The organism is Chitinimonas violaceus, assembly GCF_052601015.1.
Genome location: NZ_JBQXDJ010000102.1, coordinates 1 through 9,096 on the forward strand (window position 1 = coordinate 1; position 9,096 = coordinate 9,096).

Here is a 9,096-nt window from a genome sequence, read left to right on the forward strand (position 1 = left end):
TTACTAAGCTCAATCGGCTACGTGCCACCAGCAGAAGCGGAGACAGCTTATTACCGACAGCTAAACGAGCAGGCACAGTTCGCCTGTCTCTAACAACTGAGCCTCCACGAAAACCGGGGGGATTCACACTGTGATTCAAACGCTGCATTTAGCGATTGTTTGTTGCTGAAGAACCTGTTTAACATTTCGCCAGTTCGGACGAGATGTTGAGCGGGTTCTTCGCACTTTCAGGCTTCGACTCTTCCTACATAGATATCGATTAGCCAACGATCACAGACAAACTAAAAGACTTCTGATGTCCCATCCCCTCCTTGCCGAACTTGCCAGCAACTTACCAGCAGAAGCCTTGATTACCTCTGCGGAACGCCTCGCTCCAAGGCTCATCGATGCACGCAAACGGTTGCAAGGTCAGACACTTGGCTTGGCCTTACCTAGTAACACCCAAGAAGCAGCACACATCATAGGTCGTTGTCAGGCACATGGGATTACCGTGGTACCACAGGCTGGCAATACAAGCCTGGTCGGCGGTGCAACGCCCATCAATCAAACCAGCCTGTTACTTGGTTGTGACAGACTCAAACAGATTCGTCATATCGACCCGATCGGCTACACACTCACTGCCGAGGCAGGTTGCATATTGGACGATATTCGCAGCTCAGCGGAATCAACCGGGCGGCTCTTTCCGCTATGGCTTGGTTCTTCTGGCAGCGCTAGGCTTGGTGGCCTGATCGGTACCAACGCCGGCGGTCTGCAAGTACAACGCTATGGCAATACACGGGAATTGGTATTGGGTATTGAAGCTGTCTTACCTGATGGGCGTATTTTCAATGGCCTGCATACCCTGCGCAAACGCAATACTGGCTACGACATCAAGCAATTGTTTATTGGAGCAGAAGGTACCTTGGGATTTGTCACCGCAGCCACCTTGCGGTTGTTTCCTACTGAACGCGGCTCTGCCGTAGCAATGGTGGCCTTGGATAGTGCAGAGGAAGTATTGGCCCTGTTTGCCCAGGCCAAGACAACCCTGGGTGAGGTGCTGACCGCATTCGAGATGATCGACAGCGAAGCGCTGAATCTGATGGCACGACATCACCCGACCATTGCGCAACCCTTCGACACACCGCCGTCATTTGCAGCACTCATTGCATTAAGTGGTGGAGAGACTGATGCGGTATTGGCAGAACGTCTTACCAAGCTTTTATTGGCAGCAGGATGTGAAGACGCAGCCCTTGCCCAGGATGGCAGCCAAGCCAAAGCGCTTTGGGCACTGCGCGAACACATTCCATCGGCTCAGACCCGACAAGGGCCTTCTATCAAACACGATCTGGCGTTACCTATCAGCGCTATCCCTGCTTTCGTAGTTGAAGCTGCCAAGCTGCTGGCACAGCGGCTGCCTGCAGCCCGGCCAGTGGTATTTGGCCATGTTGGCGATGGCAACCTTCATTACAACCTCAGCCTGCCTGCCAGTGAGGATTTTGCTTCGTCTGAGACATTGGCAAACCAGCTATTGTTCGACCTCGTAGTCCGCCATGGTGGTGATATCAGCGCCGAACACGGCATAGGTCGCTTACGCATTGCCGCGGCAGATGCAAACCATGATCCGGTCGAGCGGGCGTTGATGCGGCAGATCAAAGCGGTCATAGATCCTAACGGGTGCTTCAATCCTGGCGTACTGCTATAAAAACCTGTTCAAAGTCTGCTGCGCGTCAGCAATACCGTGTTGAGAACACCCTCGGAATGCTCATTTACCATTTGTAAACTCTGCTTCCTCGGCTGTTTTCGCCTTGTCTTGCTCTAGCTCGCGAGGCTTTGAATAGGTTCTAAAACCCGTTCACAACCTTACTACGCATCAAGCCAAGGGAACGCTCACTAGGCATTGTCAAAACCTCGCAGCTCACCATAAGCAAGCTCCTTTGCTTGAGGTTGTAAAGACACAGAGCTACTTCAACCATCCTTGCTCCAGCGCGTATTTTGCGAGACCTGCTGCGCTGTCTATTCCCAGCTTGCGTCTCACGCTCAAGCGGTGAGTCTCCGCCGTACGAACGCTAATCGCCAACTGCTGGGCAATGGCCTTGTTCGATAGACCCTGGGCCAACAGCACCAATACTTCACGCTCACGTTCAGTAAGGCCATATGCCAACGGCGGTGGCGACATCAATGCCTTGGCAGCTGCAGCGCTGTAGAAGGTTCCACCAGCCACCACTGCATCAATTGCGGCAATGATCTCGTGCGACCCAGCATCCTTTAGCACATAGCCCTTAGCCCCCGCGCGCATGGCGCTGGTCACATATTCGGCATGCTCATACATGCTGAGTATCAATACACGGATAGCTGGAAAACGGGCGGACAACATTTCCGTCAGATAAATACCGTTCATATCCTTCATGCCGATATCCACCAGCATCAGATCCGGCAATAATTGCTCAGCAAGTTGCAATGCCTGGTCCCCGCAGCCGGCTTCGCCCACTACTTCTATCTGCGCCACAGCCTCCAGCCAAGCCCGTAGACCATCCCGTACTAATGGATGATCATCCACCAATACCAGGCGGACACGTTGGGGGGAGGATTGCTTAAAAGTCATGGTGTTGCTTTCGGTGTAACAGGAAGGCGTACCCGCAGGCAGGTATGACCAACGGTAGAGTGCAAAATAAATTGACCTGCAAGATGCTCGACCCGTTCACGGATATTGCGTAAACCGATACCACCAGCCCGCTCAATGCTGCGGGAATCGAACCCGCGGCCGTTGTCGATAATCTCGAGTTGTACGTGATCTCCATCATGCATCAATTGGACTTTGACTTCGCTGGCACGGGCATGGCGTTCAATATTCGTGAGCGCCTCTTGCGCAATGCGGAACAACGCCACAACTTGGTCATTGGGCACAACCATCGTTTGTTCTGGTCTCCCAATATCCACCTGGATACCTGTACGTAGTGCGAACTCGTTTGCTAACTGAATAATGGCAACTTCAAGACCCAAGGTATCCAGAATCGAAGGGCGCAAGTCATGTGAGATACGCCTTACTTCTGTAATTGCTCCAGCAAGACCAGCCAGCCCCTTACGCAAATCCGCCACGGCCCCTTCCCTGCCATTTTCCAACTTATGCTGAGCCAATTCGAAATGAAACTGGGTAGAAACCAATACCTGAGATATGCCATCGTGCAGCTCTCTTGAAACGCGTGCGCGTTCCTCTTCCTGCAAGTTCACAATACGATGCGCCATGGCCTTCAGCTTGCTGTCCGCCAAGCGATGCTCGCTGACATTCAGCGCCACGCCACCCATAAACACCAGCAAGACGGCTACCAGGGTCACACCACCCAGCCCCAGCATCGTCGCATGGACATTGTCGCGGGCCCGTTCACGCACCATTGCCGTCGCATGCTCCACATCATCAAGATAGATGCCCGTACCGATCATCCAGCCCCATTGCGGGATCATCACCACATAGCCAAGCTTCTCGGTGACTTGGCCACTGGATGGCTTGGCCCATTCATAACGCAAATAACCATCGCCATGGCTGGCACTCTCAAGCAGGTCCCGTATCACCAACCGCCCTGCTGGATCTTTCAAGTCCCAAAGTGGCTGACCTACCAATTCCGGCTGACGGGGGTGGACAATGTTGCGGCCATGGACGTCGTACGCAAAAAAGTAACCGTCTTCGCCATAATTGATGCTGGCCAGGATATCCTTTGCCTGCGCCTGGTTTTTCGCTTTATCGCCACCAAGCGCATATAACGGCGCAATGGAACTGAGGGCCAGCCCCAGGTGATGCTTCAATTCGGTCCGCTTGGCCACCATGAAGTTCTCTTCGATCAAAGCTGCCTGATGCTCAGCCAATTGCTTGGCGCGATACTGCACCAATACCGCCACTGCACAAATCGACAACACCAGGGGCAATACGGTAAGGGCAAGAATTTTATATTTGAGCATCATCAACTTTGCGGCATCGCACTACGTATTAATGCGTAGCACTGTCCAGTAGTACTGCGAATTCTAACCCAGCCGGAAAACACGAATAGTAGAGTCAAAACTCGGCTAGCTGGGACTCGCCCCAGCACCTAGATAAAATTAAATAGCGCTGTTTAGAACCTCACCACGCAGTTATGGTCAGGTTCTAAGAGCCTATTCACGATCTGTCATGAGCAGCTGCCAACAGGGCGCAGAGCAACGCCGAAACCAGAATGTACCTGGGTACATGAGGATTTCGAGCAGCACATAAATCCTGATCACAGCTGCGCAGTAAGATCATGAACAGGCTATAGAAGTGCTCATCGGCTTGGAGATTTACCATGCACCACCTTTCACGCCACGCGATTTTCGGCGTTATTGCAGCCATCGGCGCCTTCGCACTCGGTACTGTCGCACTGCATCGCGGCGAATCCATCAATGCGCTATGGATTGTTGTTGCCGCCGTGTCGGTTTACCTGATTGCCTACCGCTATTACGGCCTCTTCATCGCCACCAAGGTGATGGAACTCGACCCCAAGCGTGCTACGCCAGCCATACGTCACAATGATGGCCTCGATTACGTGCCAACGAACAAGTATGTGCTCTTCGGTCATCATTTCGCCGCCATCGCCGGGGCGGGTCCATTGGTTGGTCCCGTACTTGCAGCGCAACTGGGTTACCTGCCCGGTATGCTTTGGATTCTGGCGGGTGTTGTGCTGGCCGGTGCTGTGCAGGATTTCATGGTTTTGTTTATCTCCACCCGGCGCGATGGCCGCTCGCTAGGCGATCTTATCAAGTCCGAGATCGGCGATATTCCAGGCGTTATCGCCCTGTTCGGCACGTTCATGATCATGGTGATCATCCTCGCCGTTCTGGCGCTGATTGTGGTGAAAGCCCTGGCGGAAAGCCCCTGGGGTGCCTTCACTGTGGCGGCGACCATACCCATTGCCCTCTTCATGGGTATCTATACCCGTTATATCCGCCCCGGTCGTATCGGTGAGATTTCCGTCATCGGCTTCATCTTGCTGATGCTGGCAATCTGGGGCGGCGGACACATCGCAGCTGATCCATACTGGGGTCCAGCCTTCACCTTCACTGGTGTACAACTCACCTGGATGTTGATCGGCTACGGATTCGTCGCTTCTGTGCTGCCGGTATGGCTGTTGTTGGCACCACGCGATTACCTATCGACCTTTCTGAAGATCGGCACCATCGTCGGTTTGGCCATCGGTATCGTATTGGTAGCGCCCGAGCTGAAAATGCCAGCCATGACCCGATTCATTGATGGCAGCGGACCTGTCTGGGCAGGCAACCTGTTCCCATTCCTTTTCATCACCATCGCCTGTGGCGCAGTATCGGGTTTTCACGCACTAATCTCATCGGGCACCACACCCAAGCTGCTGGAAAACGAATCGCACATGCCTTTCATTGGCTATGGCGGCATGCTGATGGAAAGCTTCGTCGCCATCATGGCCTTGGTAGCTGCGTCGGTTATCGACCCCGGTATCTACTTCGTCATGAACAGCCCGGCTGCTGTCATCGGCACCACTGCCGAATCCGCAGCCACCGCTGTGTCCAACTTCGGCTTTCTGATCACTCCGGAAATGATCACGCAAACCGCCAAAGACCTTGGCGAGCACAGCATCATCTCGCGTGCAGGCGGCGCGCCGACTTTGGCTGTAGGTATGGCGCAGATTCTGTCCAGCGTATTTGGCGGTACGACAATGATGGCGTTCTGGTATCACTTCGCCATCCTGTTCGAAGCGCTGTTCATCCTTACCGCGGTCGACGCCGGTACCCGTGCTGGCCGCTTCATGCTGCAGGACCTGTTGGGCACCTTTGCACCCTCACTCAAGCGCACCGAGTCCTGGGTTGCCAGCCTCACCGCTACCGGTCTGTGTGTGGCAGCTTGGGGTTACTTCTTGTACCAAGGGGTGGTCGACCCACTGGGTGGCATCAACACGCTATGGCCGTTGTTTGGTATTGCCAACCAGATGCTGGCTGGTATTGCCCTGATGCTCGCTACAGTGGTGCTGTTCAAACTCAAGCGCGAGAAATACGCCTGGGTAACCATTGTGCCAACGGTCTGGTTATTGATTTGCACGCTGACCGCAGGTTGGTTGAAAGTCTTCTCGGATAACCCCAAGGTCGGCTTCCTCGCACATGCCCACAAGTACCAGGATGCGCTGGCCAAAGGTGAAATACTGGCGCCAGCCAAGAGCTTGGCCCAGATGCAGCAGGTGGTATTCAACGACTATGTCGATGCCACGCTGGCTTTCGGCTTTATCCTGCTCGTAGTCAGCATCATGCTGTTCGGCATCCGCGCGTGCTTTAAAGCGTATCGAGAAACACACCCGACAGCCAAAGAAACCCCTTTCCAGGCTGTAACAACAGCGTAGGCCAAAAACGTGTTCGACCAATTAAGCAAGTTGGGCAAATATCTGGGCCAAGCCGCCAACCTGATGGTTGGCGTACCTGACTACGAGGTCTATGTGCAGCATATGCGCCAGACCCACCCGGAACGCGAACCAATGAGCTATGAGGAATTCTTTCGCGAACGGCAGGAAGCACGGTATAGCGGTGGCGCTGGAAAGTGCTGTTAAAAACTTGTTTACGATCTTTCTGCGCAGCTGTGGTCATGGTCAGGGTTCATGTGCTGTGTTTCAGCTCACTGGCAGCTGCTCCCAGGTAGCTGTTCAAAGTCTCGCGAGCTAGAGCATGCTGGGGCTGTTTTAACGCCGTATTGCTGACGCACAGTGGACTCTGAATAGGTGCTTAAGCCGATTTTCACTGGAGATACCAGAGTACATACTCTCCCTTAGGAGCACCATGCAACCTACCCCTGTTACCCTCCTAACCGGCTTTCTTGGTGCAGGCAAGACAACGCTGCTTAACCATATCCTGCAAACAGACCACCGATATCGTATTGCGGTTATCGAAAATGAATTCGGGCCGGTGAATATCGACAGCACCTTGCTGATCGTATCTGCCAACGAAGTAGTCGAGATGAGCAACGGCTGTCTGTGCTGCACCATACGTGGTGACTTGGTCGCTACCCTGCGTACACTTCAACAGCGTAAGAAAGCAGGCGAAATCCACTTCGACCGGCTCGTGATTGAAACAACGGGTTTGGCCGACCCAACCCCTATTGCGCAGACCTTCTTCGCCACGCCCGATCTTACCGAAGCCTATGTGCTCGATGCCGTCATCACCGTCGTTGATGCTCTGCATGCCCCAAAGCAGTTGGATGAGCACTGGGTTGCGCGTAAGCAGGTTGGCTTTGCAGACAGGCTGCTGATATCCAAGACCGATCTTGTAGATGAAGCACAGGTCAGCATACTGAGTGCGCGTTTGGCAGCTATCAACCTGTCGGCCCCCCAGTATCGGTTGAGAAAAGGCGATGTCGACTTGTCCCCACTTTTCGATGTACGCGGTTTTCATCTGGATGAAGACCTGCTCCAACACCGGGTCGTAAGCCAAAGCTGCCTGTACACACCAACACAACCCAGCCTACGCACTACCTTCAAAGGCGCAGCGAAAAAGTCTTTTGCTGACGACATTGCCGCGCTGCACCTGCAACATGCCGGCCCGCTCGATCTTGGGCGCATCAGCGCATTCATGAACCACGTAATGGCCAAGTACGGCGACGATCTACTGCGCCACAAGGGTGTACTGGCTATCGCCGGTGAGTCCCGCAGGTTGATTTTCCAGGGCGTGCATAAGATCGCTGGTTTTGACTATGGCAGGGATTGGGCGGACTCTTCCCCGCGTTCGGACATCGTGCTTATCGGCCGTCAACTGCCGGGCGAACAGCTACAAGCTGACTTTGCTGATTGCATTGCAGTGGGGTAATTCCTGGCCGGGCAAAGATCAGCAACCCAAAATGAATAACGCCAGACTGAGCAAACCACTGGTGTGATCAACCCAATCCGGCGTTGTAACTGGTATTACGAATATCTTAGCAATGTTTACTTACGAGCAAGCCAAAATCAGCTGACTACGCCCGAACTACAGCGAGCATGGCGCATTTCCTCTCCCTCTGCGCGCGTCCTCTTACCGGGTATTGCTCACACTTCAAGAGGCCAAACACATGGGTGCGAGTAAATAACCGTGCTGCTTATTTTTTCTTACCTTTCTTGGCAGCTTTTTCAGCAACCCGAGCCTTGAAGGTCGCACCCGGGGTGAACTTGGGCACGGTAGTAGCCGCGATCTTCAGCTTTTCGCCAGTACGCGGGTTCTTTCCTTCACGGGCATTACGGGCCAGCGGCTTGAATGTGCCAAAGCCGACCAGCGTCACGCTATCGCCGTCGGAAACCGCCTGGGAAACTGCCTCCAGGAAAGCATCCAAGCAGTTACCTGCTGCGACCTTGCTCAGATTGGCCTTTTCGGCGATGACATCAATCAGTTCACTCTTGTTCATTGGTTTGCCCCTCAATCCTCAGATAGTTGAAAACGACCGACTACACCCCAGGCCGATCGAGCGCCAAGTCTACTCGAAGCAAATACGGTCTGGCGACGCGCAAAAGTAAGGCGTGCGGCATATTTGCACCATAAAACAACGGGCAACACATACCGGGCCATCCACCCCCGCATCAAGGGCCGTATCGCTAGTACACAAGCCATCTAATACAGGGAGCGCGTTATCTATATAGCTTGCGTATTGCAGAATGGCAGCCAGCAACAGCAACAATCTGCAAAATTAAATACAAGCAGTGTTCCGCGGTATGGCACAGCCACAGCCAAAATTGCATGTAAATGACTGGTCTGACTCATGTTTTTGGCTCCCCCGCCTGTATGCAACCCGGCTGAAAGCCGCTCTGGGCCTCATCTTTCATGCTTTGCCAAAACGAGCGCCAAGACAGCAGCCAACTTCAAGCCTTGCATCGCTTGCGTAGTATCTGCACCACACATAAGGGTGTTGAATCTGTACGGAAAATTGGCTGAACGGTCACCAGCCCAGGTAAAAAACCACCGCCATTGCCGGCGTCAAGCAACGGTTGGTTATGAGCAAGGGACAAAAATGACTAGGGTCTGTTGACGTTTTGACTTCGGTATATTGAAGAAGCGCAGCAAACCCGCAGAATTACGGTTCCTATACTAATCACCCTGCGGGTTTGCTATGCCCCGATTGATGCTCAGTGACGAGCT

General features: G+C 53.6%; 7 protein-coding genes. 4 read left to right on the plus strand and 3 right to left on the minus strand.

Going from position 1 to position 9,096, the window contains the following annotated elements:
- Positions 1-295: 295 nt before the first annotated feature.
- On the plus strand, positions 296-1,681 hold the full coding sequence (locus ACUHMQ_RS19325; protein ID WP_445297094.1) for an FAD-binding oxidoreductase: 1,386 nt from the start codon (positions 296-298) through the stop codon (positions 1,679-1,681).
- Positions 1,682-1,939: 258 nt separating this feature from the next.
- Here the strand turns inward: ACUHMQ_RS19325 and ACUHMQ_RS19330 are convergent, their stop codons facing one another.
- Both ACUHMQ_RS19330 and ACUHMQ_RS19335 read right to left on the minus strand, forming a co-directional pair.
- Positions 1,940-2,581: a response regulator gene (locus ACUHMQ_RS19330; protein ID WP_445297095.1), complete on the minus strand. Its 642-nt coding sequence runs from the start codon at positions 2,579-2,581 to the stop codon at positions 1,940-1,942.
- Entirely contained in the window at positions 2,578-3,933 is a 1,356-nt protein-coding gene (locus ACUHMQ_RS19335; protein WP_445297096.1) for a cache domain-containing protein, read from the minus strand. The genes ACUHMQ_RS19330 and ACUHMQ_RS19335 overlap by 4 nt, the downstream gene beginning before the upstream one ends.
- 356 nt (positions 3,934-4,289) lie before the next feature.
- On the opposite strand from ACUHMQ_RS19335, the gene ACUHMQ_RS19340 reads away from it, so the two are divergent.
- From ACUHMQ_RS19340 to ACUHMQ_RS19350, 3 genes are all read left to right on the plus strand, one after another.
- Positions 4,290-6,347, plus strand: coding sequence for a carbon starvation CstA family protein (locus ACUHMQ_RS19340; RefSeq protein ID WP_445297097.1), 2,058 nt, complete (start codon positions 4,290-4,292; stop codon positions 6,345-6,347).
- A 9-nt stretch (positions 6,348-6,356) separates the two neighbouring features.
- Positions 6,357-6,551: a YbdD/YjiX family protein gene (locus ACUHMQ_RS19345; RefSeq protein ID WP_445297098.1), complete on the plus strand. Its 195-nt coding sequence runs from the start codon at positions 6,357-6,359 to the stop codon at positions 6,549-6,551.
- 226 nt (positions 6,552-6,777) lie between these two features.
- Positions 6,778-7,800, plus strand: a complete 1,023-nt coding sequence (locus ACUHMQ_RS19350; protein ID WP_445297099.1) for a CobW family GTP-binding protein — start codon at positions 6,778-6,780, stop codon at positions 7,798-7,800.
- 265 nt (positions 7,801-8,065) lie between these two features.
- On the opposite strand, the gene ACUHMQ_RS19355 is transcribed toward ACUHMQ_RS19350, so the two are convergent.
- Positions 8,066-8,368 carry an HU family DNA-binding protein gene (locus tag ACUHMQ_RS19355; protein WP_099405099.1) on the minus strand — a complete coding sequence of 101 codons (303 nt, stop codon included), beginning with the start codon at positions 8,366-8,368 and terminating at the stop codon, positions 8,066-8,068.
- Between the last annotated feature and the right edge of the window lie 728 nt (positions 8,369-9,096).

Coding starts and splice junctions, on each gene's coding strand:
- ACUHMQ_RS19350 (WP_445297099.1), top strand. CDS start 6,778: ATGCAACCTACCCCTGTTACCCTCCTAACCGGCTTTCTTGGTGCAGGC.
- ACUHMQ_RS19325 (WP_445297094.1), top strand. CDS start 296: ATGTCCCATCCCCTCCTTGCCGAACTTGCCAGCAACTTACCAGCAGAA.
- ACUHMQ_RS19330 (WP_445297095.1), bottom strand. CDS start 2,581: ATGACTTTTAAGCAATCCTCCCCCCAACGTGTCCGCCTGGTATTGGTG.
- ACUHMQ_RS19335 (WP_445297096.1), bottom strand. CDS start 3,933: ATGATGCTCAAATATAAAATTCTTGCCCTTACCGTATTGCCCCTGGTG.
- ACUHMQ_RS19355 (WP_099405099.1), bottom strand. CDS start 8,368: ATGAACAAGAGTGAACTGATTGATGTCATCGCCGAAAAGGCCAATCTG.
- ACUHMQ_RS19340 (WP_445297097.1), top strand. CDS start 4,290: ATGCACCACCTTTCACGCCACGCGATTTTCGGCGTTATTGCAGCCATC.